The organism is Bacillus sp. SM2101 (genome assembly GCF_018588585.1).
In the GTDB taxonomy this organism is placed as follows: Bacteria; Bacillota; Bacilli; order Bacillales; family SM2101; genus Nanhaiella; species Nanhaiella sioensis.
Genome location: NZ_JAEUFG010000001.1, coordinates 92,494 through 115,960 on the forward strand (window position 1 = coordinate 92,494; position 23,467 = coordinate 115,960).

General features: G+C 35.5%; 25 protein-coding genes and 1 riboswitch. All 25 genes read right to left on the minus strand.

Features of this window, described 5'->3' with window-relative positions:
* Window positions 1-2 precede the first annotated feature (2 nt).
* The 25 genes from JM172_RS00500 to JM172_RS00620 all read right to left on the minus strand — a co-directional run bounded on the left by JM172_RS00500 (window position 3) and on the right by JM172_RS00620 (window position 23,374).
* Window positions 3-1,241, minus strand: a complete 1,239-nt coding sequence (locus JM172_RS00500; RefSeq protein ID WP_214480087.1) for a GerMN domain-containing protein — start codon at window positions 1,239-1,241, stop codon at window positions 3-5.
* Window positions 1,219-1,767 carry an RNA polymerase sigma factor SigX gene (gene sigX / locus JM172_RS00505; RefSeq protein WP_214480088.1) on the minus strand — a complete coding sequence of 183 codons (549 nt, stop codon included), beginning with the start codon at window positions 1,765-1,767 and terminating at the stop codon, window positions 1,219-1,221. The genes JM172_RS00500 and sigX overlap by 23 nt, the downstream gene beginning before the upstream one ends.
* A 161-nt stretch (window positions 1,768-1,928) precedes the next feature.
* The gene (locus JM172_RS00510) at window positions 1,929-2,522 is read right to left on the minus strand and encodes a cob(I)yrinic acid a,c-diamide adenosyltransferase (RefSeq protein ID WP_214480089.1); all 594 of its coding nucleotides are present in this window, start codon (window positions 2,520-2,522) and stop codon (window positions 1,929-1,931) included.
* A 16-nt stretch (window positions 2,523-2,538) separates the two neighbouring features.
* Entirely contained in the window at window positions 2,539-2,970 is a 432-nt protein-coding gene (locus JM172_RS00515) for a bifunctional adenosylcobinamide kinase/adenosylcobinamide-phosphate guanylyltransferase (protein WP_214480090.1), read from the minus strand.
* A gap of 20 nt (window positions 2,971-2,990) precedes the next feature.
* Complete coding sequence (cobS, locus tag JM172_RS00520) at window positions 2,991-3,779, minus strand: adenosylcobinamide-GDP ribazoletransferase (protein WP_214480091.1); 789 nt, start codon at window positions 3,777-3,779, stop codon at window positions 2,991-2,993.
* The gene (locus JM172_RS00525) at window positions 3,776-4,351 is read right to left on the minus strand and encodes a bifunctional adenosylcobinamide kinase/adenosylcobinamide-phosphate guanylyltransferase (RefSeq protein ID WP_214480092.1); all 576 of its coding nucleotides are present in this window, start codon (window positions 4,349-4,351) and stop codon (window positions 3,776-3,778) included. The genes cobS and JM172_RS00525 overlap by 4 nt, the downstream gene beginning before the upstream one ends.
* Complete coding sequence (gene cobD / locus JM172_RS00530) at window positions 4,348-5,424, minus strand: threonine-phosphate decarboxylase CobD (RefSeq protein WP_214480093.1); 1,077 nt, start codon at window positions 5,422-5,424, stop codon at window positions 4,348-4,350. The genes JM172_RS00525 and cobD overlap by 4 nt, the downstream gene beginning before the upstream one ends.
* Entirely contained in the window at window positions 5,399-6,361 is a 963-nt protein-coding gene (cbiB, locus tag JM172_RS00535; RefSeq protein ID WP_214480427.1) for an adenosylcobinamide-phosphate synthase CbiB, read from the minus strand. The genes cobD and cbiB overlap by 26 nt, the downstream gene beginning before the upstream one ends.
* On the minus strand, window positions 6,361-7,839 hold the full coding sequence (locus tag JM172_RS00540) for an adenosylcobinamide amidohydrolase (RefSeq protein ID WP_214480094.1): 1,479 nt from the start codon (window positions 7,837-7,839) through the stop codon (window positions 6,361-6,363). The genes cbiB and JM172_RS00540 overlap by 1 nt, the downstream gene beginning before the upstream one ends.
* A 7-nt stretch (window positions 7,840-7,846) precedes the next feature.
* Window positions 7,847-8,899: a FecCD family ABC transporter permease gene (locus JM172_RS00545; protein WP_214480095.1), complete on the minus strand. Its 1,053-nt coding sequence runs from the start codon at window positions 8,897-8,899 to the stop codon at window positions 7,847-7,849.
* A complete protein-coding gene (locus JM172_RS00550) occupies window positions 8,865-9,848 on the minus strand; it encodes an ABC transporter substrate-binding protein (RefSeq protein ID WP_214480428.1) in 984 nt (327 codons plus the stop codon). The genes JM172_RS00545 and JM172_RS00550 overlap by 35 nt, the downstream gene beginning before the upstream one ends.
* A 283-nt stretch (window positions 9,849-10,131) precedes the next feature.
* A riboswitch (cobalamin riboswitch) is annotated at window positions 10,132-10,385 on the minus strand.
* Window positions 10,386-10,605: 220 nt separating this feature from the next.
* Window positions 10,606-12,381 carry an ATP-binding protein gene (locus tag JM172_RS00555; protein WP_214480096.1) on the minus strand — a complete coding sequence of 592 codons (1,776 nt, stop codon included), beginning with the start codon at window positions 12,379-12,381 and terminating at the stop codon, window positions 10,606-10,608.
* Window positions 12,378-13,094 carry a response regulator gene (locus JM172_RS00560; RefSeq protein WP_214480097.1) on the minus strand — a complete coding sequence of 239 codons (717 nt, stop codon included), beginning with the start codon at window positions 13,092-13,094 and terminating at the stop codon, window positions 12,378-12,380. Before JM172_RS00560 ends, JM172_RS00555 begins: the two co-directional genes overlap by 4 nt.
* 75 nt (window positions 13,095-13,169) lie before the next feature.
* Window positions 13,170-14,342: a c-type cytochrome biogenesis protein CcsB gene (gene ccsB / locus JM172_RS00565; RefSeq protein ID WP_214480098.1), complete on the minus strand. Its 1,173-nt coding sequence runs from the start codon at window positions 14,340-14,342 to the stop codon at window positions 13,170-13,172.
* Between the two features lies 1 nt (window position 14,343).
* Window positions 14,344-15,999: a cytochrome c biogenesis protein ResB gene (resB, locus tag JM172_RS00570; protein WP_214480099.1), complete on the minus strand. Its 1,656-nt coding sequence runs from the start codon at window positions 15,997-15,999 to the stop codon at window positions 14,344-14,346.
* 12 nt (window positions 16,000-16,011) lie between these two features.
* Window positions 16,012-16,536: a thiol-disulfide oxidoreductase ResA gene (resA, locus tag JM172_RS00575; RefSeq protein WP_214480100.1), complete on the minus strand. Its 525-nt coding sequence runs from the start codon at window positions 16,534-16,536 to the stop codon at window positions 16,012-16,014.
* 146 nt (window positions 16,537-16,682) lie between these two features.
* Window positions 16,683-17,423, minus strand: coding sequence for a pseudouridine synthase (locus JM172_RS00580; RefSeq protein ID WP_214480101.1), 741 nt, complete (start codon window positions 17,421-17,423; stop codon window positions 16,683-16,685).
* Window positions 17,424-17,519: 96 nt separating this feature from the next.
* Window positions 17,520-18,053 (minus strand): spore maturation protein, encoded by a 534-nt coding sequence (locus JM172_RS00585; RefSeq protein ID WP_214480102.1) that lies wholly within the window; start codon window positions 18,051-18,053, stop codon window positions 17,520-17,522.
* Between the two features lies 1 nt (window position 18,054).
* Window positions 18,055-18,648, minus strand: a complete 594-nt coding sequence (locus JM172_RS00590) for a nucleoside recognition domain-containing protein (RefSeq protein WP_214480103.1) — start codon at window positions 18,646-18,648, stop codon at window positions 18,055-18,057.
* Window positions 18,641-19,783, minus strand: a complete 1,143-nt coding sequence (locus JM172_RS00595; RefSeq protein ID WP_214480104.1) for a D-alanyl-D-alanine carboxypeptidase family protein — start codon at window positions 19,781-19,783, stop codon at window positions 18,641-18,643. The genes JM172_RS00590 and JM172_RS00595 overlap by 8 nt, the downstream gene beginning before the upstream one ends.
* Window positions 19,784-19,991: 208 nt before the next feature.
* Window positions 19,992-20,888 carry a superoxide dismutase gene (locus JM172_RS00600; RefSeq protein WP_352222587.1) on the minus strand — a complete coding sequence of 299 codons (897 nt, stop codon included), beginning with the start codon at window positions 20,886-20,888 and terminating at the stop codon, window positions 19,992-19,994.
* A 96-nt stretch (window positions 20,889-20,984) separates the two neighbouring features.
* On the minus strand, window positions 20,985-21,473 hold the full coding sequence (locus JM172_RS00605) for a YpuI family protein (protein ID WP_214480105.1): 489 nt from the start codon (window positions 21,471-21,473) through the stop codon (window positions 20,985-20,987).
* A gap of 32 nt (window positions 21,474-21,505) precedes the next feature.
* Window positions 21,506-21,913 (minus strand): hypothetical protein, encoded by a 408-nt coding sequence (locus JM172_RS00610; protein WP_214480106.1) that lies wholly within the window; start codon window positions 21,911-21,913, stop codon window positions 21,506-21,508.
* A 122-nt stretch (window positions 21,914-22,035) separates the two neighbouring features.
* Entirely contained in the window at window positions 22,036-22,614 is a 579-nt protein-coding gene (scpB, locus tag JM172_RS00615) for an SMC-Scp complex subunit ScpB (protein ID WP_214480107.1), read from the minus strand.
* 7 nt (window positions 22,615-22,621) lie between these two features.
* The gene (locus JM172_RS00620; RefSeq protein WP_214480108.1) at window positions 22,622-23,374 is read right to left on the minus strand and encodes a segregation/condensation protein A; all 753 of its coding nucleotides are present in this window, start codon (window positions 23,372-23,374) and stop codon (window positions 22,622-22,624) included.
* Window positions 23,375-23,467 lie beyond the last annotated feature (93 nt).

The following is a 23,467-nucleotide window of genomic DNA, read 5'->3' on the forward strand; positions in this document are numbered from 1 at the left end:
CCTCAATCGTCTAAATCCATTAAATTAGGTGCCACTGGTACTCGATTTTTTGCTAACAATTCTACATTACCTATTGAAGAAATATTTGCTCCAGGAAATGAAACAGTTTGAATATCAAATTCACGTGCAGTTAACATGATTGCATCAATCATTATTCTATACTGCTCGGAATCACTTAGTGCCGTTGTTTTTGAAAATTCAATATTAACATGAGTTCCATCACCACTAGACTCAACAGCTACAATTTCTACACCTTCAGGTATAGAAGGTTTAAGATTATACTGCTTATTCACTACAGTCATACTTATCAATGCTTCTTTTAAGCTACTAAACGATTCTTCAGTAGGAGTTAAAAATGTCGGGTATTGTTCATTTGCTTGGTATAGAAGATATGCTTTCTTGTTTACCTTCTTAATCTCGCTGACAGCTCCCATATCTGTATGACCAAATTCAACATCTTGCCCCTCTGACATGAATTTAGCGGATTCGATACCCATCCATCTAAATGTTTCAGAGACACTTTTGCTTAATATAGTTTCTTCAGACGTTCCCGTATCTTGTACTTGATCTAGTTGTGGAATATCAACAATAATCGTTTTTCCTACTTCATTATCATCATTCACTTCAATTATAGAGTAGTCGTTAAGAGCAAACTCTGATAACCCCCACTCTTCAACTGGTAATTGTAATTTCATACTTTCCATTAATTCAATACTTGATCGATTCGTAGTATCACTTAAATAACTAATTGGAATAACATTTTGCATATTCTTATCAGGAATGGCAAAGGTAACGAGTGTTTTATCATTTAATTGCTCTTCAGTCACTACAAAACGACTATTTTCAACCTTTGGCGAAATGATATTAGTTTCATTCGCTATCGATTTTTCACTTGCCTCTTCATCACTTTTTACTTCTCCTGATTTCTTCGCCTCAGACACGCTATCTCGAAGTTCTCCAGTAGTAGCTTCTTGTATTTGTTCATTTGCTAAAGATTTATCAGTGCTCTCCTCGGTAGCCTGATTATTAAAGTCATTCATTATTGGTTGCAGCAGTATAAAAACAATAATCATAGCAGCAGCTGTTGCAAAGCTAGGTAAAATCCAGATTACCTTCCTTTTTTTATTTACAGATGAGGATACTTGGTTATATATGGATAACGGATCACGATCGTCCTTAATTGAAGGCATCTTCCTAAGTATTTCTTCAATCCGTTCTTCATTCAACTGTGATTTTTTCATGTATGTTACCCTCCTTATCTGCATACTCCAACATATATCGTTTTAACACTTTTAGCGCACGATGTTGAGTTGTTTTCACTTTACTCTCTGTCCAATTTAACGCCCCTGCGGTTTCGGAGATAGATAACGACTGCAAGTACCTCATGACAATCACAAGTCGCTGATCGACAGTACATTTGTCAAGGCACTTGTACATCAGCTGAATCTCCTCATTTTGAACTGCAATTTCTTCCGGAAGAGGTGTTTGATCTCTTACTGGTTGTTTATGCCAATCAAAAGAGTCTATAATCTTTTGCTTCCAGCCCTTTTGTTTACGAAAATAATCGATAGCAACATGTCTTGCAATTGAAAACAACCAAGTTTTTTCACTACTGTTTCCTTCAAATTGGTCCGATGATTTCAACACTTTTATATAAACCTCTTGAACAAGGTCTTCAGCTTGTTCCTTGTTACGCACCATATAAAACAAAAATTGAAAAATATCTTGATGATATTTCTCATAGAAGTTCTGGAAAACGGTGTTCATCTCTTTCCCCCCGTTTCAATGTATTTGACGTAACTTTCACTTAAAAAGTTACAACCAAATTATATTACAATTATTAAAAATACCTGTCTTTGATAACTACACTAATCATTTTAACAAAAAGGAAGAATTTTTGAAGTAAATTCTTCCTTTAATGGTATTTGCTATTTATCTTCTTTCTTTACATCCCTTATCTTTCTTTCTTTAAAAACAATCGCGCTTCGTTCATACTCTACATCTTTCACTCCGTCACGAGCATTAATTACACGTGCAATTGCAAAAAAATAATCAGAGAGTCGATTAATATATTTTAAAACATTATCATTGATTTCATCTTGCTTTTGTAACGTCACAATCTTTCGTTCAGCTCTCCGGGCAACTGTTCTAGCAATATGAATGGCTGCAGATGGTGCTGACCCTCCTGGTAATATGAACCTTTCTAGTGCAGGGGCCTCCTTAATATATTCATCAATTCGAGTCTCCAAAAATTCAACAATGTCATACTGTACCTTATAAGCCCGCTTATTGTTAATTACAGCTAAATCTCCACCACAATCAAACAGTTCGTGCTGAATTTTCTCTAACTCACTATATATATCAGCGAATGTTTCTTCCTTAAGTAAAGTCATAGCTTGTCCGACAAAGGAATTCAACTCATCTACTGTTCCGTATGCTTCTACTCTAATATGATCTTTATCCACTCTACCACCAATTATACTTGTTTGTCCTTTATCACCTGATCGTGTATATAGCTTCAAAGTAATCTACTCCTCTTTATTTTATTCTTTCACTTATACCACACCAAATTCTATCAACTCTAATAGATTGTTGCACAATATCTTGATAACACCAACCTACAATATCTCGCCATAGACGTTCTGTTTTTTCAATTGGCACAAGACCTTGAGTAATATCTGTACCGATAAGGATAACTAGATTTTCTTCAGACTCATTCTCCCAATCTAACCATTGAGTAATTTTCTCCTGCCATAAACTACGCAGCTGATGATCTACACAATGATCGATGGATTTTTTTATTAGCGCTTCTACTCCTTCGATAACTACGATCGAAAAACCTTTTTTTATTTCACTTGCCTCGTCATCATATCCACATATCCAGTAACAGCTTTCTTTATTTAGTAACTGATATGTTTCCACTACCCATTTCCGTTTTCCTTGGAAGGCACCTCCACATACAAAATGCATTGTACTTCCCCCTCATTCGATTATAATATGTAGTAAGAAGCATAAAGCCAACAAATGAGCCATAACACCGTTTCTGTCCCTTCAACAAAGGCACCTAATGTATCTCCTGTCATGCCCCCAAAATGCTTCACAATAAAAGCTCTTCCTCTAAAAAAAAGAAAGAAAGATGCGAGCATTAATATTACTGTAAATAGCAATGAGGTTAAATGAGTGAAGAAGTATAGTAGTACTAAAACCAAGATAACAGTAGCATAAACAAAATACTTATCAGCTGATGTTAGATGCTTTTTAAATGCAGCCGCCATTCCTTCGTGTTTTGCAAGTGGTGTTGTAACAAGCAAATACACCATAAACGTTCTAGATAAGATGGGTATAACTAGTAAAGCGATAGTTATGATAGAGGAACCCATAGATTCAAAGATGAATAAATAACGAAAGCCGAATAAGAATAACAATGAGATCACAGCAAAAGCACCAACTCTAGCGTCACTCATGATCTCTAGTCTACGATCTTTATCTTTATACGAAAAAAATGCATCACTACAATCCATCCATCCATCAACATGTAGTCCACCAGAAAATAAAACTGAGAAAAACATAAGAAATAATGCTATCATCGCGTTTGATATCGGAAAGTAATTAAGGAATAACGTATGTATACTTGCTAGTAAAACACCTAAAATAAGACCAATAAGGGGAATAAATCGGACACACCATCTTCCACTTTTTGAATCCCATTGTATGTTTTTTTGAAAAGGAATAGTCGTAAAAAATTGAATTGCTAATAAAAAGCCATTGATGATTCTCAACGTAATTCCCTCATCTCATTTTTACTCTTCATTAATTGAGGAATGCCAAATTGAACAAAATAAGCTTCGTCACACGCTTGAACGATTGCTTGGTGAAGATTACCAAGCACATACATATACATATAGGACCCCTTATCTGAAGCTACCCCACTTGAAAATAATTCATTGGATACAATGACAATATGTTTACATTTTTCATTTAACATATAGAACGTGCTTAAAAGCTGTTGTATTAATTTCTTACCATATTCTTCACTCGTCCAATTATACCCTTCTCTAAACAATTCATTTGCTACTAAAATCGTCAAACAGTCAATTAAAATAAGATTGCTACTTGAAAAATTAGAAATAAGCTTTTTTATATCGTATGGTTGTTCCCAAAGTATCCAATCGCGGTTTAAAGCTATTCGATCTTGTTTATGTCTGCTAATTCGTTCAATCATTTCTGCATCCACAGCTTTTGACGTAGCAATATAATGAACTTGTTCTGAATCATCAGCTAATTCTTCAACTACTTGTTCAGCAAAACTGCTTTTACCGCTTCTCACACCCCCAGAGACAAATATCATCATTTGTTCTTCCACCTCTTTAAAACTTCAAGCAGAAAGTCGTTCTCTTCTGTTGTCCGTATAGCTAATCTTATATACATACCATCAAGCCCTGAAAAGTTATACGTGTGTCTAGGTACAATCCCTTGCCTCAATAAATAGATTAGCAGATCTTGTTGATTATTATATACGGGGTCTTTCAGTAAATAATAATTTACAGTCGAAGGAGAAACATAATAATGAAGCTGTGCTAGGTGTTGGAATACTCTCCTTCTCTCTTCATCAACCAATTGTTTTGTCTTAGTAACATGAGCTTTATCACTTATGCATAACACACCTAAATGTTGAGCGACCCCGTTTACACTCCATGGTGGCTGTAGCGTCTTTAAACGTTCTATTATATTTTCACATGCAACCACATAACCTAATCGGATCCCTGCTAAATGGTACATTTTAGTCAGTGAGCGTAAAATAATAATATGACTGTATTCGTTGATATACTTGATCATTGAAATTGAAGTTTCACAAAAATCGTAAAACGCCTCATCGAAAATGACTGTTGTATGATGTATCCTTGCATAATCAATAATGTCGAGTAGTATAGCCTCATCTATTACAGTACCTGTAGGATTATTCGGATTGCAAAGAAACATCACATCAACTTCTCTTATGAGAGCTTTAAGACGCTTAATTTGAGGTTGCCAGTTATTAAATTCATTTAATAGAATCGATTGAATTTGACATGAATAAGCGGTACAAGCAGTTCGATATTCTGAAAAAGTTGGCTCTAGTAATCCTACCTTCTTTCCAGCAAACAGTTGGGATAATAAATAAATACATTGGGATCCACCGTTCCCGACAAATAGTTTTGAAGCTGGAATATTCTCACTGTGGGAAATAGCCGAATATAGTTCAGTTGACTCAATATCTGGGTATTCAGTGACAAAGTGGAAGCTCTTGTTGAATTCATTTTTTAAGGCGATAGGAGCTCCTAAAGGATTAGTGTTAACACTAAAATCTATTATGCTTTTTGGAGGTACGATATTAAATGCCTCGTACAGTTTGTTAGGGTTAGCGCCATGTGATGGTACTCTCAATGAACATCCCTCCTAGAACATAGAAAATAGTACACGCAATAACAGTTCTGATCATCACTTGATTTGCCTTATCTATATGCTTTACAGTCAGTGTAACGATGGGTTCACCCATTGTCGCTCTATTTGATGCAACACCCTTATAATAGTTAATTCCTCCTAACTGAACACTTAATATCGAAGCCATCGCCGCTTCTAGCCAACCACTGTTAGGACTGGGATGTTTGCTAGCATCACGAAATAAGAGTTTCATACATTCCTTTAATGATTGCTTTGCCAATGCTACATTAGCAACAACCATTAATATTCCAGAAATTCGACTAGGCACAAAATTTAATAAATCATCAAATTTCGCTGCCGCCCAACCAAATTCTCGATAGGTTTCATTTTTATAGCCAAGCATTGAGTCACACGTATTTGCTGCTCGATACATTACAGCTAAAGGGCCACCTCCAAGTATTGCGAAAAATAAAGGGGCTGTAATTCCATCACTCGTATTTTCAGCTACAGTCTCTACGACCCCACGAACAATTTCTGATTCTTCAAGATGAATCGTATCTCTTCCAACAATCCAGCTTAATTTCTCTCGAGCTAAACCTAGATTTTTATCAACTAAAGGTAGCTTAACTTCAACGGCGGCTTCCTTTAAACTTTTCGTTGCAATTGTTGTGAAGATAAAAAGTGCCTCAACAAGCATGCCAATGACCCAATGTAACGAATATAGGTAAAATATAACTGCCGCAGAAATGACTGTTGCAAAACCACAAACAACTATGACTGTTATTACCCCTTTGCTTTTTCTAAATTTACCTTCATTAAACGCATGATCACACTTCCTAATCATCCAGCCAAAACCTCTAACTGGATGGGGAAGCCACTTTGGATCTCCTATTACAAAATCTAAACCGAGAGCAATAATAATTGCACAGATATGCTCTATCATTCATGACCACTTCTTCTTGTTTTATTATTTTGAATAGCTTTCCTTGTCGCTTCATACACAGTATGCCCTATCGCTTTACCCACTTGAGTAATAGATCCTGCATATTCTATAAGCTCTTTCGTCTGAGATGCTGCAATGACAATACTATCTGTCGAGGTTCCACTTGCTATAGTTGCTGACAATGGGTCTATTATATGTTCATCATGGAGCGCTTTTGTCTTTGCTTCAGTAGCTATCATTATTGCTTGTACAAATGCGGCTTCCGTAAGTCTTCCATCAACAAAAATCATCATATTAATCGTCCCTGGATAAACCACTTCTTCTTCCCTATGCATTGCTCTACTCACATCAACTGCATTTGAGGTACCTGCGGTTATGACTGTAAATATGCTAAGATTGTTAACATTAAGCGCTTCCGTAGCTACATCTTCTAATGTTGCTGCAGTCATCATACCGATACAATCAGGACTATTCATACTATGGCTTTGAAGAAATGACGTCATATCTTGTCTTGGACTATTACAATTATAATTTTTGTGGACGTGACGGTTTACAAAGGTGCTTTTCCAACCGATTCCATCACCAATTATTGAAGAAGAGAGTGTTTTAAATGGTTGTTTAGTCTGAATAACAATCATTTCTTTAGTTAAGTGCATTGATATTTGTGACATTAACCCATTTTCTTGCGGTAAAGTAGGTAATTTAGGGACGAGTGATATTAGTGTTTTCGGTACTGTAGAGTGCTCACCTACTGTTAATTGTGTTCGGTATACGTTCGTTAAATCTTTTTCATTCAATACTTTATTAGGTGCGTCCATTGCAATCATTTTTCCATTATTAAGCAGCAGAATTTTATCACAATAAAAACTTGCTAGATTCAGGTCGTGAAAAATAGCAATGACAGTTAAGTCTGATGTCTTAGACCATTGTGATAAAGAATCTAGCAAATGTATTTGATACGATATATCTAGATGATTAGTCGGCTCATCCAACATGAGTATTTCAGGCTCTTGTGCTAATGCACGGGACAAGAACACTCTTTGACGCTCTCCACCACTTAGAGTCGCTAAGCTCATTTCCTCCATCCCTGTTAAACCAGTTAGTTGAATTGACTTTTTTACAACGTTCTCATCTTCATCGGTCCACTGAGGAAATAACCCTGTTTGGTGAGCATATCGGCCTAATTTAACTGTTTCCTGAACGGAATAATTAAATGAAGCTTCAATTGTTTGAGGTAAAACAGCAATGATTTTCGCTAGTTTTTTTTGCTCATATTTTGTTATCGACTGGCCTTTTATCCTTATATCACCTGTAATAGCATGTAACATTCCACTAATTAATTTTAATAATGTTGTTTTACCACTGCCATTAGGCCCAACTATACCTATAATTTCTCCTTTTTTAACAGTGAAGTTAATATCATCCAGCACCTTTTTTTGATTATAATGATAACTAGCTTCCGTTACATTAATCATGACAATATCATCCTCTTCGATTCGATATAAAAATATAAGCAAACACAGGTGCACCAATTAAGGCAGTAATGACTCCTATTGGTAGTTCACGTGGAGTAATAATTGTTCTAGCGATTAAATCAGCAATAACTAAAAATGCCCCCCCATTAAGCATTGATAATGGTAATAGACGAACATGGTTCGCACCCCATAGAAGCCTTGTTATGTGAGGAATAACTAAACCTACAAAACCGATTGTTCCTGACACAGCAACAGCTGCACCTGTTAATAATGAAGAAGCTGCCAAAATGGTCATTTTTCGTTTTGCCACATTAACCCCTAAAACTTTAGCTGACTCTTCACCAAATGAAAATGCATTTAACTCTCTTCCATTACCGAGTAGTAATACAATGCCTACCATGTAAAAAGGTAGAATAATTTTAATATAATCCCAACCCCTCATCGCTACACTACCTAATAACCAGTTAATGATCTGTCTTAATTCTTCACCCGTAAGTGCAATCATTAAAGAAATAATAGACCCTAAAAATGAGCTAAATATAATCCCAGTTAAAATAATCGTTTCCACAGACATGGATTTCTCAACTGCTCTGGCAAACACTAATACGAGTATGAGGGACTGAAACGCAAAAGAAATACTAAATATAGGTAAAGTAAATTTCCCTATAAAAGGGATATGTATACCAAAAAAAAGCACAATTACTGCTCCAACTGATGCTCCAGAAGATACTCCAAGTGTATAAGGGTCTGCTAATGGGTTTTTTAACAACCCTTGAAATGCAGCCCCTGCAATCGCTAGAGAAGATCCGACTATAAAAGCTAGAATCACTCGGGGTAAGCGAATCGCCATTATAATATTTACTACTGTTGTATCAATCGTCTCTATTGATCCTAAATGAAAAACACTATAAAAGATCACGTTTAAAATAGTAGAAAAGGGGATCGATAACGTCCCTATCGAAACCCCTAACAAAATTGAAAATATAACAAAACATACAGTAATAATATATGGTAGAGAACGGTTTTTATTGATAAATGTCAGGATAGACAGCTTTTGCAAGTTCTTCTACTCCTTCAATTAAACGTGGACCAGAACGTGTTACTAAATTAGAGTTAATATCAAAAACCAGTTTGTTTTTTACAGCTGGTACTTCTTGCCATGCATCACGCGCTAATACTTGATCAACTGCATTATCGACATAATACCCATATGTAATAACAATAACATCTGGCTTAAGCAATACCGCATCTTCCTCTGTAAATTGTGGCCAACCTTCTTGATCGCCTGCTGCATTTATTGCTCCAATTGCTTCAAGCATTTCGTGCATGAAGGTACCTTTTCCCGTCGTAAATAGATCTGGAGCTTGGGATATTTCTATCCAAACTACCTTTTGATCAGCTTCTTTAATTTCTGCTGACTTCTCTTTAATCAGATTCAATTTTTCTGTCATATCACTTATGATCTTGTCTGCATTTTCTTCTGTTCCAGTGACAACACTTATCATTTTAATAGAGTCATAAACTGCTTTAAATGATGTTGCATTGTTAACAACGACCACGTTTATACCAGCATCTCGTAGTTGTTGAAGACCTTCAGTAGAGCTATGCGCACTTGAGGCATGGGCAAGAACGACGTCTGGGTTTAATGAAATCACCTTTTCAACATTAAATTCTGTTCCACCAACCCTTGCTATATCGGCTACTTCTGGTGGATAATCAGCCCAATCACCTACACCAACCATTTTATCACCTAAACCTAACGCAAAAGCTATTTCTGTATTACTTGGTATTAACGACACTATTGCTTGTGGCTCTTCTTCTATTGTCACGTCATTACCTAATCCATCCGTAATTGTTACTGGAAAGCTAGACTCTGCTTTATCATCAACTTTAGTTTCCTGTTCTACATTTGTAGAAGCTTCATTATTTTTAACCTCTGTTTGACCACAACCTACTAATAAAATGAATGATAAAATAACGATAAAGACAGTAGGGAAGTACTTTTTAATGTTTAACATCTTTTTTTCTCCTTCTTTTTTAATATGGCAGTTTTCGTATTCATTGTTGTTTTTCGTATTAGGACAACTAGAGTTACGTGTTGTCTTTTCTTCTATACAACGATGAGAATGATTATAATCCTCTGTTGTTCAGGTAACAACAATGTTAACGAAATAAGCCTAAATAGAAATAAGCCCATCCGAATTGGATGAGCTGTTAGACGGCATCATAAATGTATTGTTACTAAAAAATACACTACTCGACCGTCTCAATACTCAATCCCCGAAGAATTGAAAACGTATATAGTGCTTGGCAGGTCTACTGACTCATGCTTCATCCTACTTTGATCCTTCCCATATGGCTAACAATAAATATGTATAATATTATTATTCCATACAGTGGTAATATCATTTCGTCCACAAATACAGTTGCGGGGGCAGTTCTAGATTCACACTAGAATTCCCTTTTAAGTCTTTATGAGAATGTTTTAACATTCCCTTTATTTCCTATGTAGTATAATAGAAAAGACACCTAGCACTATTCATTTTTAGGCTGTTTACGCATTGATTATTGTTATTCATGCAAAGACGTTTAGGATAAAACTAATTGCCATAAATCCATTTCTAGCATATTTACTAACAATAGTAACACCATATACGAAATGAGCCCTTTTAAAAATTCTTTTTCATAATACCCGATTATTAATATATTGACAAGAATAATTTGACTGCTTATCAATTACTTAACATGGCACAATCGTCCATTTTATTATTGTGGTATAAAGAATGAAAATGTAGTTCCTTCATCAATTTTACTATGAACGAAGATATTTCCATTGTGCGCCTCTATCAAATTCTTAGCAATTGCTAAGCCCAGTCCAGTACCTGAACGTCCACGCGTTCGAGCTTTATCTGCTTTATAGAAGCGTTCAAAGACAAATGGTAAGTCCTCCTCAGGAATTCCTGAACCAGAGTCTTTGACGTCAATTTTCAAACCATCTTTTATAGAATCAACTTTTACAACAACAGTTCCCTGCTCATCAGTATAACGTATTGCATTATCAATCAGATTAGTTAATACTTGTTCAATCCTATCAGGATCAAACATAATTGTTTTATGTACTACGTTAATTTGCACGTCCAAGGTAATTAACTTATCCTGTGCCAACCCATGAAATTTGCGAATTATTCTTTGAATGTAAGGTTGAATATCTATCTCTTCTAAATGCAAATTTAAGTGACCAGCTTCCATTCTAGCTAAATCCAATAGCTCATTCACTAGCCTACCCATACGTAAAGATTCATCATATATTACTTTTGCAATATCTTTCTTTTCTTGATCGCTACTAGCAATATCATCAATGATCGCTTCACTATATCCTTGTAACATAGAAATTGGTGTTCTTAATTCATGGGACACATTCGCAATAAAATCTTCTCGTAGCTTGTCTAACCTTCGTTCCTCAGTCATATCTCGAAGTACTGCGACAGCTCCTCTGACAAATTTATTATCATATAACGGGCTCATAACGATAACCCAATTCCTACCTTGTAATGTGATTTCTATCGTCTGTTCTTTCTCAAAAGAAACAACTTGTTTAAACAATTCTCGAACCTCTGATGGTAGCTCTTCTGTTGGCTTCTCTAAATTGCCTTGCTCGTAATACCATGCTTGCAAAAATTGCTCAGAAGGTGGGTTTGAAACTAAGATCGAGCCATCTTTATTAAAAGTAATTACACCATCAACCATACTGCTTAAAATACTAGATAACTGCTCTTTTTCTTGACTTAACGCGTTCATATTATACTTTAATTGTCGCTCCATTTGATTAAAAGCAGTAGCTAAATCACCAATTTCATCATTTGTCAAAATCGGTACCTTCGTATCAAATTTCCCCTTTGCCACTTCGAACGCTGCTTCTCTCATTTTAAGCAGTGGAGAAGTTATTCTAGTTGACAAGAAAAAAGCAAATATGGTCGTTAATACAATTGCGACTCCCGCAGCTAAAAGTATTAGTTTAGTTGTTTGATGTGATGTCTCTTCAACAGCCCTTAATGACTGATATATAATTACTGCGCCATTTTCTTCGTTAGAAACTTTTAAAGGTGCAGCAACTAAAAACAATTGGCTGTTTTTATCAACTGGAGCTGTGATTTCATGTAAGTATTTCTTTTCGCTTATTACTTCCCTGTTCGTAAACACCCTGGCTAGTTGTTTATCATTAAAGATCGATGATATTGGTAGGTTTTCTAGTACATTACTATCAGGTGAATACCAATAATTATCTTTATCATATACAATAATGACTTTCGTCATCTCATCAATTAATTCCCATGAAATATTCCGTGCTAATTGTTTATCATCATATTCTTCCATGATCGAGGCTATTTTGGTCGCTGTTTTTGTTAAATCATTCTTTGCCTCATTGACATGATAATTTTCAAAAAACTGGAGTAAAAGGACGGTTAGAATTGATAATACGAATGAAACTAATAGCAAAATGGTAAACCATAATTTCCCTACTACACTTCGCCAAAGTTTCATTCATTGGTTACCTCAAACTTGTAACCCACACCCCAAACAGTTACGATCATTTTTGCTGCTTCTTCAGAAACACGATTCAGTTTTTCACGTAGACGTTTTACGTGTGTATCAACAGTACGTAAGTCACCAAAAAACTCATAGTGCCAAACTTCTTTTAATAATTGCTCTCTATCAAACACTTTATCAGGAGCCTTGGCAAGAAAATAAAGAAGCTCATACTCCTTAGGTGTAAGACTGACCTCTTTCCCATCCGCAGATACACGATGTGCATCATTATCAATTGATAAATGAGGGAATACAATTACATCTTTTGTAGTTGTTTCAGTTTGTAAATAAGAAGTCGGTGAAGACCTTCTTAACAATGCTTTGACTCGAAGTACAACCTCTCTCGGGCTAAATGGTTTAACGATATAATCATCTGTCCCAACTTCAAACCCTTGGACACGATTTACTTCTTCACCTTTTGCAGTTAGCATAATTGTAGGTGTCGCCTTTTTTTCTCTAAGCTCTCTACATACTTCAATGCCATCCTTACCAGGCATCATTAAATCTAAAAGAATGAGGTCATAGTCATTTTCAAGAGCTTTAAGTAAACCATCATTACCGTTGTCTGCTTCTTCAATTACGTAATCTTCACGCTCCAAATACATCCTTAATAGTCGTCGAATTCGTTCTTCATCATCAACAACTAATATCTTAATTTCTCTTTCCATATGTCTCGTCCTCCTCAGACAATGTTAATAGTTGAAATTGTTAACGTATAGGTTTATGCGTATCTGTCTTTATGATTATGCGTATGAATGTAATCCTGCAATGACTAGGTTAACAGCAACTAGATTAAACATAATAATGGCAAAACCAATTACCGCTAACCATGCTGATTTTTCACCGTGCCATCCTTTAGAAAGTCTTAAATGTAAAAAGGCTGCATAAAAGAGCCAAGTAATAAGCGCCCATACCTCTTTTGGATCCCATCCCCAAAAACGATTCCATGCTATTTGCGCCCAAATCATCGCAAAGATTAGCCCGCCTAATGTGAATATTGGAAACCCAATCGTTACTGCACGGTAACCTATCTCATCCACTAGATCTAAGTTAACATTTTTCACAATAGGCTGCAATGCAGCTCCAATTCTTTTCCTGAGTATTAACCTCAGCATGCCGTATATAATTAATCCTGTAATTAATGATAATAGTAAAGTATTTAATTTTTGTGCATCGATAACTGCAGGCATACTTATTAGTGGCTCAAAGCGTCCAGCTGTAAGAAGCTCCCCTTGATATGGTCCAACTAAAGCTGGAAGTTGATAAGTAACCTCAAGTGGCTGTTCACTCTTGTCAACATATGAGAATGTCGCTTCATAATCTAAAACCTTAAACCCACTAGTAATGGTAATAAAACCTATAGTGCTTACTAAGCTATACAATATTAATTCAAGCCAAAACGTCCGTTTACTTTTCTTCGATTGATCTACTGATCTAACTAAATAAATTAACCCAGCAGCAAAACTTACTGCAAGAATTGCTTGACCTGCTGATACAGTAATAACATGTATGTATAACCAGTCACTTTGTAACGCAGGTATTAAAGGAGAAATGTCAGTTGGAAACATACTAGCATATGCAATAACTAGCATAGCTATTGGGAGTGTAAACAAACCGAGTACACTAGTTTTATAAATAATATATATAAAAATGAATGCGCCGACTAACATCATTCCAAAAAACGTAGTAAATTCAAATAAGTTACTGACTGGCGCATGGCCAGCTACAATCCACCTCAAAATAAAATAGCCAAGCTGTGACACAAACCCTAAGATCGTTATAATAATCCCAATTTGTGCCCAACGGTTTTTTTTATTATCACTGCGTTTGTTGCCTATCGTCCCACCAAAAAAAACTGTTGCAATTAAATATAGTAAAAAAGCAATATATAGTAAATTACTACTTAATTCTGCCATATTAATCCCCCTTTGCCTGCTTCTTACGATCTTCAACTTGATCAACTGGCATGACGAGCTGAGTACCCTCGATAATTGATGTAATGTCCTTTTTCAAACTAAACCAATTTTTATTCGTATGTCCTGCAATATAAATCAAATCCCCTTCACGCTTGAACCAAATCCGACGATGATTCCAGTACATCCCTTGGATAACACCGATCATAAATATTGCTCCACCTATGGCTATAATAGCTAATGAAAAATCACGCCTTACAGTTAGCCCTGAGACATTCACCGTTTCAATTCCTGAAAAAGCCATCTTATATTGATTATCCCCATTAGGCTCAATATTTTGCCTTATCGCAACAAAGCTTCTTTCACCTTCTGGAGTATCAGGTGTATACATTTCAAATACAAAAGCAGGATTATTTGGTATTTTTAATTTTGTATCAGGTTCACCATTACTATTTAAATAGTAATCAGGAAAGTATTTCAATAACTTTACTTGATAGCCTTCACCCAAATCATACTCTTCCTGGGGGTTATGAAGGTCTATCGTTAATTCACCCAGGCTTACATCCTCATTTTCTTTTTCTATTAATTTAAAGGACATTTCACGAAATTCATTTAATTTAAAGTCTGCCTGGTATAACGCATAATGGTCATATTTTAAAGGTTCGTTCACACGGATAGCAAAATCCTTGATTTTTTTAAGCTCCGGTTCCGCACCTGGAATAAAATCACCAACACGCTCATATAACGTAACATCAGTTTGATAGTTTTTTGCTAACACCCCATCGCCAATTTTCGCTAACGCATCTTCAAAAACATCTTTTTCAGAGTCTTTTTCATAGACATCTAACTTAAAGCCATGACTTTGTAAATAATATTTTCCATACGTACCTGGGATTTCATTAGTCTCTCCATCACGCATCCATAATGACTTATCAATATAGACCCCTGGTACCGATCGAACGAGTACACCTATTAAAAAAATGATGAGTCCAACATGATTTACATAAGGCCCCCACCGTGAGAACCTGCCCTTTTCAGCAAGAATATTACCATTTTCTTCACGGACATTATACCTTTTCTTTAATAGCTTCTCTCTCACTGTAGCTAACGAATTTTCACTACCTTTTAGTTGAGATTCACTATAAAGCCTTTGTCTTTTTAAAAAACTATGATGTCTTGAAATACCTTGTTTTTTTAATGCACGATATAATGGAATCACTCGATCTAAACTACATATAACGAGAGAAATACCGATACTCCCTATTAAGATTAAATACCACCATGAGCCGTATAACTCATGAAAGCCTAATTCGTAATATAATTTTCCTGTCACCCCATACTGAGATTCATAGTATGCTGCTGGATCAGCCTTAGCTGTATTCGGTATATACATTAATTGCGGATAAATCGTTCCAAATGCTGAAGCTATTAAAGTAATAACTATTAACCAAACACCAACTTTTACAGAAGAAAAGAAATTCCATATTTTATCAATTACCGTTTTGTTATATGTTTGTGAACGCCTTGCGCTACCATCATAGCGCATATCAACTTGCTTTTGCTCTTCATTATTAACATTATCAATCTGCCTTCCACAGGACTCACATAAAACCGTTCCATGCGGATTTACGTGTCCACATTCACACTTAACGTTTTCCATTTCTCTAACTCCCTATGGCATGATGCTTTCCATGTATTGTTTAACATCACTTTCACTCATGGTTTTGTTTACAATATCAACAACTTTTCCATCTTTGTCTATTAAAAAAGTTGTTGGCAAATTCCCAACGTCATATGCATTCATCACTTGGCTGTCTTCATCAATTACAACTGGAAATGTTAATCCGTGTTTGTCGACGAATTTCTTCACGCTAAATTCAGACTCATCAATATCAACTGCAATGATTTCTACGCCTTTATCTTTAAAATATTGATATTGATTATTCATGTAGGGCATTTCAAGTTCACACGGTTTACACCATGTCCCCCAAAAATTCAAAAATACCCCTTGGCCTTTGTAATCGGACAATCGATGAGTATTGCCTTCCAAATCTGTTAACACAAAGTCTGGCGCTTGATCTCCCTTTGCAACCGCTTCCTTTGTCATAAATATATTTGAGTATAGGGCATATCCAAGGGCCGCCAACAATACAACTAAAATGACCGTTCGCATAATTAACCGTTGCTGTTTTTTCATGATCCCAATCCCCCTCCTAGGGACGATATAAAATCCCCCTGTATCTTGCTCATTCACTTACCTAGTATAATCCACTCCACATTATATCACTAAATAAGTTTTTCACAGTGTTTACATTTTGAATGTTGTGTGACAGATTCATAAACTTAATAAATATTTTTTTTATTACCAGTCTTCGCTACCGAGCGTAGCTGTTTCACCTCATGAGGAGAAAGCTCACGTGCATCCCCCGTATTTAACCCTTTCAAGTCTAAAAAGGCATATTTTTCACGTTTTAACTTCATTACATCATGACCGATCGCCGTTAGCATTCTCCGAACTTGTCTATTTCGACCTTCCCTAATAATAATTTGCACGATTGAAGTATTTTTCTTCTTATCAATTGACTTAACTTTCACTTTTGCCGGTAAAGTTACTCCGTCATCTAGACGAATCCCCTTCTCAAGCTTTTTCACATTTTCACGAGTAGGAATACCCTTTATTTTTGCAACATACTCTTTCTCGATCTCGTATTTAGGATGCATTAATATATTTGCAAAGTCACCATCATTTGTTAGCAACAATAACCCTGATGTATCATAATCCAAGCGTCCAATAGGATATATACGTTGTTTTAGATGAGGAAAAAAGTCTGTGACAACTTTTCTTTGTTTTTCATCTGATACACTGGAAATAACACCTCTTGGTTTATATAGTAAATAATAAACAGGTTCTTCACGCTCAATCGGAATCCCATTCACTTCAACTTTATCATGTGAGCTAACTTTCGTTCCAAGCTCCTTAACTGTGCTATTATTTACACGTACTTTTCCATCTAAAATTAATTGCTCTGCTTTTCGCCTAGAAGCAACTCCTGCTTGTGCAATTACTTTTTGTAGTCGTTCCATATTAAAATTCACCTCGATAACATCTTACTTGTTTGAACATCTTTTCACAAGTTTTCAGAATAAAAAAAATAAGGCGCTACTCTATTGAGATGCGCCTTAATTAGCAAAAATGATTGTTACAACGATGATTGCCGCGATGATGCCACATAAATCAGCAAGCAGACCAACCTTTAATGCATCGCCCATTTTCTTAATTCCTACTGCTCCAAAATATACTGTGAGCACGTATAGAGTTGTATCGGTACTTCCTTGTAACGTCGAAGCTAATCTTCCAATAAAAGAGTCTGGTCCATACGTGCCAATTAAGTCTGAGGTCATTCCTAATGCTGCAGTTCCAGAAATCGGCCTCATTATTGCGAGGGGAATAATTTCAGCTGGTACACCTATCCCTTCTAATAATGGCCTCATCATCCCTATAAAATAATCCAACGCTCCTGATGCCCGAAAAATCGATATTGATACAAGCATCCCTACTAAAAATGGAATGATTGAAAATGCAATTTTGATCCCTTCCTTACCACCTTCAACAAAAACTTCATACGTTGGGACTTTTTTTACTGTAGCAACTATTAAGATAAAACAAATAAGAAAAGGGATGAACCATAAAGATACTAATGTAAGTGTGGCCATATCATTTCCCACCCCTTCTTAACCTTCTATAATAAAAATAGCGGTCAATTAAAATTGCACAAATAGTTGAAAAGAAGGTGGCAATTAAGGTTGTCCCGACAATTTCAGTTGGTTTTGAAGATTCATAAGTGATTCGTATAGCAATAATGGTAGTTGGAATTAGCGTAAGGCTAGATGTATTGATTGCTAAAAAAGTTATCATTGAACGGCTAGCTACATCTTTATCACCGTTTAGCTTTTTTAACTGTTCCATTGCTTTTATCCCCATCGGGGTGGCGGCATTGCCTAGACCAAACATATTTGCCATCATATTTGATAATATGTAACCCATAGCGGGGTGATCAGCAGGTACTTCAGGAAAAAGCCTACTTACAAGTGGTTTGAAAATTTTCCCCAGCTTGTCTAACATCCCTGCTTCTTGGGCAATTTTCATTAACCCTAACCAGAACACGAGAATGCTAATTAGTCCAATACAAATCGTCACCGCTTCTCTAGCACCTTTAAATATTGCTTCATTGACCTGTTCAATCGTTCCATTTAGCAATGAAAAAACGATGCCAACGACTGTCATTAGAACCCAAATAATATTAACCATCTGAGTTTACTCCAATAATCATAGCAAACACTTGTGAAAATATTGGCCACCATGACTTTTTCGATTTTCTATTCCCATGATCATAAAAAACAGGAATTTCTTCGATCGTATCATCACTAAGGCTAATGACTACTTTACCTATAATCGTTGGAACGTCTTTATTTTTTTTCCAAGATTTTTGAGGCTTTATAAGCTGAACAGCAACATTTACTTCATTTTCTTCTTCTTTATTTAAAGGATAAAGAACATCTCTTTCCACAAATATTTTATTTTTATAAAACTCATCCTTTACCATTTCCAAATTATCCTGACCAAATATATTAATAAGATTATATTGGTCGAATCCCGTTTCAAACATACTAATATGGTCGTTCCAGTCATTCGAGTTTGAATCTAAAGTAACTGCTATAAGTTCTAAGCCATTCTTTTCAGCTGTCGTCACTAAAGTACGATTGGCTCTTTTTGTATATCCGGTTTTACCACCAGTTGTATAAGAATACATTCCGGTCACTAGCTTATGCTTGTTCTTCCATGCTTTACTTTTATATGTTGGATGGTAGAGCTTAGTCTCGAACAGTTCACGAAATGCTTTATTTTCCATTGCATATTTTGTTAATAATGCCATATCATACGCAGTTGAATAGTGATTTTCGTGATCGTCCAAGCCATGAGGGTTCGAGAACTCACTGTTTGTCATACCAATCATTGCAGCTTTTTCATTCATTAAGAAATTAAAGCCTTCCACACTACCACCAACATGTTCGGCTATTGCGACGGCTGCATCGTTTCCAGAACGAAGCATTAAGCCGTATACTAAATCTTTTAATGTTATCTGATCACCTAGCTCGAGATGTATGGACGACCCCTCAGTGTATATTGCTCTTTCACTAATATCCACTATGTCCTCAAGTTTTCCAGACTCAATAGCAATTATAGCAGTCATTATCTTTGTTATACTTGCTATTCTCATCTTTGTATGCTCATTTTTCCCATATAAGATTCTACCTGTTTCTTGTTCAATAAGAATAGCACTTTTGGCACTTACGTTATTATTCGCAACTGCAGCTTGTTGATTAACTGATAATAATAAAACAATGATTAATAGAAATGTCATACATTTTCTCATGCATACCATTAAATCCCCGTCCCTTTTTCCCGAGATTTTTCTATGAGAGGATAAAAAAAAGCCTATCCTCGTATTGAACCCGGACTAATACAAGTGTATGCAAGACAGGCTTCTATATGATTAAAAATTCGGAAAAACGCTAGTGACTCAATCCATCAATAAACGCTTAGTAATAGGTTCGAAGATGTTTTACTTTGTAATTTTTAGCTACTTACAATTAATACGGATCCCACCGTAAGGTTCTCGCATGTTCAAAACGTTCATCAATATCATGCCAATTCACTACTTTCCACCAATTATCCACATAAGTCCCACGGTCATTATGATATTGCAAATAATAAGCGTGTTCCCAAACATCTAAGACCATAATTGGTATCGTATCCCATTGAGTATATAACTGATGTTTTTCAGTTTGTAGAATCGCTAGCCTTCTCGAACGAGGTGACCATACAACGATAGCCCACCCTACACCTTCCACAGCTTTGGCTGCCGCTGTGAAATTCTGAACAAATTGTTCAAGACTACCAAAATCTAAAATAAGCTGTTTTAATAACGACCCTCGAGGACTTCCGCTACTATTCGGTGTCATATTATTCCAAAATATCGTGTGTAAATAATGTCCAGATCCATGAAAAGCCGCTTCCCTCTCCCAATGTAAAATAAGAGAGTAATCATTTGACTCCCTTGCCTTAAGAAGCATTTTTTCTGCTTTATTAAGTCCATCTACATAGCTTTGGTGATGCTTATCATGGTGTAAACGCATAATTTCTTCGGAAATATAAGGCTCTAAGGAATTATAGTCATATGGCAACGGTGGAAGCTTATGCTCTCCGATAGGAACACGATCATTAAACGATTGCCTACTATATTCACTTTGCGGTATGTTTGCTACTTCGCGATGTAAGACCAGCACTTGATCATGTATCTGTGTTGCTTCCTCTTTTAAAATTATTCTATCTCTATTTAGATTTTCTTGGACCTCTGAGATTACATTTTGAATCCTTTCTTGTAGACTAACATTATGAACATTACTCTTATTTAAATGGGCTAAAACATCCTTTCCCCATTGTGTAACATCACTCATATATCTTCTATAGTTATTAGTATCGTTCACACATTCACCCCTTCCTACTCCAACATATCGTATTCAAAAATAGGCTTAATGTGAAAAGTTAACTATAAAAAAGAGGTGGCAATTGCCACCTCAAGCTTATTTTGATTGAATTATTTTTGTATGATAATCAGTTTCATAATATTCTAGTTCTTCTCGAATCGTTTGAAAACCTTTTTCCAAAGATGCTAACAGTTCTTTAATAGAAGATGGGGGAACTTCTCGAAATCTAATTGAGTTATTCCCTGTGTAAGCTGAACGACTATCTTCATACCATAAATCTTTTTTAGGTGAAAAGAACTCTTCAATACATTGATGATATATTTTATAAAGTGTTTTCTCAGCCGCAGCTTTTCGAAATGGAACATTTGATAATACAATTCTACAAGCTTCAAGCCCTTCTTCACAATACACAACTAATCTTCTAATTTCTGATAAAATATCTTCAAAATAAACTTGATTTTCTGGAGTTTCTTTAAGTAGTGTATGAATAGTTATGCCATTCAAATACGTTGATAATGTGTTGACTGTTTTACTTAAAAATTCTTCAACTTCTACTGTTTGTGTTTGTACGATACTGTTCCCCATCATAGCCCTCCAAATTATTATTAGTATATTTCTTAACTAAACAATAACGTTGAATCGACCTTATATCCTTCATTATATTCAATCGACTGAAATATTTCTGGAAGTTTTTCAAATTGTACATCCTTAAAATATTCTACAAATTCATTAATATTATTTATATATACGCGTTTACGTGAAAGATATTGTGGTTTTTTTAGTAAACAAATTAATCCTACAATATCTTTGAAATGGATGTCTTTTTCTCCTATTGTAAAAACAGGATCACTGTTGTAGGGTGTAAATTCACTCAAGCGTTCATCAAAATAACGGATATATAGCAAATGAAATGTTCTTTCTTCACCATCTTCAACAAATGTTACCTCAGATCGATTAAAAAAGTCTTCTGAGGTGTTTGGCTTCTCCTTTTCAAGCTCATAACCAATACAATTTTTTATTAGCATACAGCCCACCGTCCCATTTGTGCAATCGTCAACATCTTGTAAAAAAATAGTTATTTTACTTCCATCTTAACATACAAAAAAAAGAGTGTATATTATGACACTTGAATTTATGACTAACTTATTTACTCAATTTCTTGAAATTTTTCAAAAAACAAATCGGCTTCTTCTTGTACGGATTCCTCTTGAACTTGCTCTGGTAATGGCGGGAGCTCTTCAAGAGTTCTTAAACCAAAATACTCAAGAAACTCTTTTGTTGTGCCATAAAGAATAGCTCTCCCAGTGCCTTCAACACGACCAACTTCCTTAATTAACGCTTTTGCCATTAATGTTTGTAGTGGTCTTTCTGTTTTCACACCACGAATTTCCTCTACCTCTGTTCTTGTAATCGGCTGACGGTACGCTACAATGGCTAATGTTTCTAATGCAGCTTGTGAAAGAGATGTTGACGCAGGAGACTCTACCAACCTTTTTATGAAGGCTGCATGTTCTTTCTTTGTCGTCAGTTGGTATGTATTTGCAACTTCTGAAACAAGCAATCCGCGTTTGTTATTTTTATATTCTTCCTGTAATTCAATAATAATGTCATGAGCAATATTTTCGTCAATTTCAAGAACTAGCGCTATTTGCTTTAACGACAGTCCATCATCACCGGCGACAAATAACAGCCCTTCTACTACAGCTTTCCACTCGACAATGTTCATTGCCAAATCACCTTACCTTACTAGCTAAAAAAATTTCATCAAAGTTCTTTTCTTGTTCAATATTAATCGCATTTTCTCTCATCAATTCTAAAATGGCTAAAAAAGTAACAACGATGTGCCCTTTATCTTCATAGGGAAATAAATCAAAAAAACTTTTTCTCCCTTTAATTGACGATAACTCTTCTATAATTTCTTCCATTCTCTTTTCAATTGGAATTTCTTGACGAGTTATTTTCGTATGGAGTGGCTTTTGGAGCTTTTTCCTACGTAATAGCTTTTGAAATGCTGCGAGCATATCGTATAAGTTCACATCAAGTGGCTGGCTTTTTACCTTAGTATCTTTTACAAATTCATTTACATCACTTGGTGCTTTAGTAAAGACTTTGCTACGTTCAGCTTCTAATTCCTTTAAGTCTGTCGCAGCTTCCTTATATTTCCTATATTCAATTAAGCGATTGATTAACTCCTCTCGAGGATCTTCGGTAATATCGATATCAACATCCTCATCGAACAATTCCTCTTCATGTTTAGGAAGCAGCATCTTACTCTTGATTGCCAATAGAGTAGCAGCCATAACTAAATACTCACTAGCCACATCTAGCTGTAACTCTTGCATTGTATGAATATAGAACATATATTGTTCTGTGATTTTTGCTACTGGTATATCATAAATATCTATTTCTAATCGATTAATCAAATGCAATAAAAGATCAAGCGGTCCTTCAAAAGCATCAATTTTCACATTATATTGCACTTTCATCCCACCAACATATCATACTTCATTCAGTATTTATATAGCTTAACACTAACGTATAGTATAGAACAAACTAAAATTTTATCCAATACTCTTTTA

Bases quoted from the DNA above. Each gene is read 5' to 3' on its own strand.
- sigX (WP_214480088.1), bottom strand. From the start codon at position 1,767: ATGAACACCGTTTTCCAGAACTTCTATGAGAAATATCATCAAGATATT.
- JM172_RS00585 (WP_214480102.1), bottom strand. From the start codon at position 18,053: ATGGCCACACTTACATTAGTATCTTTATGGTTCATCCCTTTTCTTATT.
- ccsB (WP_214480098.1), bottom strand. From the start codon at position 14,342: ATGGCAGAATTAAGTAGTAATTTACTATATATTGCTTTTTTACTATAT.
- scpB (WP_214480107.1), bottom strand. From the start codon at position 22,614: ATGAACATTGTCGAGTGGAAAGCTGTAGTAGAAGGGCTGTTATTTGTC.
- JM172_RS00580 (WP_214480101.1), bottom strand. From the start codon at position 17,423: ATGGAACGACTACAAAAAGTAATTGCACAAGCAGGAGTTGCTTCTAGG.
- JM172_RS00610 (WP_214480106.1), bottom strand. From the start codon at position 21,913: ATGCTAATAAAAAATTGTATTGGTTATGAGCTTGAAAAGGAGAAGCCA.
- JM172_RS00560 (WP_214480097.1), bottom strand. From the start codon at position 13,094: ATGGAAAGAGAAATTAAGATATTAGTTGTTGATGATGAAGAACGAATT.
- JM172_RS00620 (WP_214480108.1), bottom strand. From the start codon at position 23,374: ATGAAAGTGCAATATAATGTGAAAATTGATGCTTTTGAAGGACCGCTT.
- JM172_RS00525 (WP_214480092.1), bottom strand. From the start codon at position 4,351: ATGATGATATTTGTCTCTGGGGGTGTGAGAAGCGGTAAAAGCAGTTTT.
- JM172_RS00540 (WP_214480094.1), bottom strand. From the start codon at position 7,839: ATGATTAATGTAACGGAAGCTAGTTATCATTATAATCAAAAAAAGGTG.
- resB (WP_214480099.1), bottom strand. From the start codon at position 15,999: ATGGAAAACGTTAAGTGTGAATGTGGACACGTAAATCCGCATGGAACG.
- JM172_RS00590 (WP_214480103.1), bottom strand. From the start codon at position 18,648: ATGGTTAATATTATTTGGGTTCTAATGACAGTCGTTGGCATCGTTTTT.
- JM172_RS00500 (WP_214480087.1), bottom strand. From the start codon at position 1,241: ATGAAAAAATCACAGTTGAATGAAGAACGGATTGAAGAAATACTTAGG.
- JM172_RS00605 (WP_214480105.1), bottom strand. From the start codon at position 21,473: ATGGGGAACAGTATCGTACAAACACAAACAGTAGAAGTTGAAGAATTT.
- JM172_RS00595 (WP_214480104.1), bottom strand. From the start codon at position 19,783: ATGGTATGCATGAGAAAATGTATGACATTTCTATTAATCATTGTTTTA.
- JM172_RS00515 (WP_214480090.1), bottom strand. From the start codon at position 2,970: ATGCATTTTGTATGTGGAGGTGCCTTCCAAGGAAAACGGAAATGGGTA.
- JM172_RS00555 (WP_214480096.1), bottom strand. From the start codon at position 12,381: ATGAAACTTTGGCGAAGTGTAGTAGGGAAATTATGGTTTACCATTTTG.
- resA (WP_214480100.1), bottom strand. From the start codon at position 16,536: ATGAAAAAACAGCAACGGTTAATTATGCGAACGGTCATTTTAGTTGTA.